This window comes from Myceligenerans pegani (assembly GCF_014892515.1).
Classification (GTDB): Bacteria; Actinomycetota; Actinomycetes; order Actinomycetales; family Cellulomonadaceae; genus Myceligenerans; species Myceligenerans pegani.
Window position 1 is genome coordinate 1 of the sequence record NZ_JADBGR010000007.1, and the last position, 947, is coordinate 947.

Consider the following 947-nt stretch of genomic DNA (forward strand, 5'->3'; position numbering starts at 1 on the left):
GAACAGGACAAAGAACGGGGAGATGTAGAGATAGGGCGAGACCTTGACGTCCCAACGCCCCAGGGTCTGGGAGAACCCGAGCCGGCGCGGCGCCCGGCGCTCCGGCGGGGTAGAGCCCGTCACGGGCCCCGCGGTCATGAGTGCGGACATGTCGGCTTCCTGATCGAGTGCGCGGGAGGGGACTGAACTGCGCGGGAGCACTGGCATCCGTGCCGAGCGGACGGCCGCTCGCCTCGCCGGACGACGAGGCGAGGACCGCCCGCTCGAAGGTTGAGCCGTGTCGTCACAGGCCGAGCGCGTCGTAGGCCGCGAGGGTCTTCTCCCACGACTTCTCCGGCTCTTCGCCCGTCGTCTCGACGCGCTCGATGCCCTGCTGCACCGCCTGGTGGATCGCGAAGTAGTTCGGGCCCTTGAACGGGTTGCCCTCGATCGCCTGGGCACGGTTCGAGAAGATCTGCCCGACCGGCGCGTCATTCATGAACTCGTTCGTGTAGGACTGCACCTGCTCCGATTCCTGCGCCTCCAGCTGCGAGGGAAAGTTGCCCGCCTCCTCGAAGGCCGCGGTCTGCTGCTCGGGCGCGGTGAGCCACGCCGCCAGCTCCTTGGCCTCCTCGGTGTGCTCACCCGACGCCGGGACCGTCAGGAACGAACCACCCCAGTTGCCGCCCCCACCCGGGAAGACATCCGCGACGTTCCAGCCGTCGACGCCGCCCGAGTTCGACTCGATCGTCCCCGTCATCCACGCCGGGCACAGCATCGTGGCGAAGGCATCCTTCTGGAACCCTGTCGCCCAGTCCTCACCCCATTGCGCCAAGCCTGCCGACAGTCCGGCCTCGTACTGCTCGATGACCGTGTCGTACAGGTCCTTGATCTCGGCGTTGTCCGCGAGGGCCTTGGGCGTGCCGTCCTCGTTCTCGTAGGCGTAGTCGATCTGGTTGACCAGGCCC

1 protein-coding gene and 1 pseudogene are annotated in these 947 nt (G+C 67.8%); both read right to left on the minus strand.

Annotation, left to right across the window (positions count from 1 at the left end; translation table 11 throughout):
- Positions 1-138, minus strand: a pseudogene (locus IIE03_RS00045) (VacJ family lipoprotein); the annotation flags it as partial.
- Between the two features lie 145 nt (positions 139-283).
- Positions 284-947 (minus strand): extracellular solute-binding protein (locus tag IIE03_RS00050; protein ID WP_192860695.1); only part of this gene is annotated, 664 nt, incomplete at its 5' end.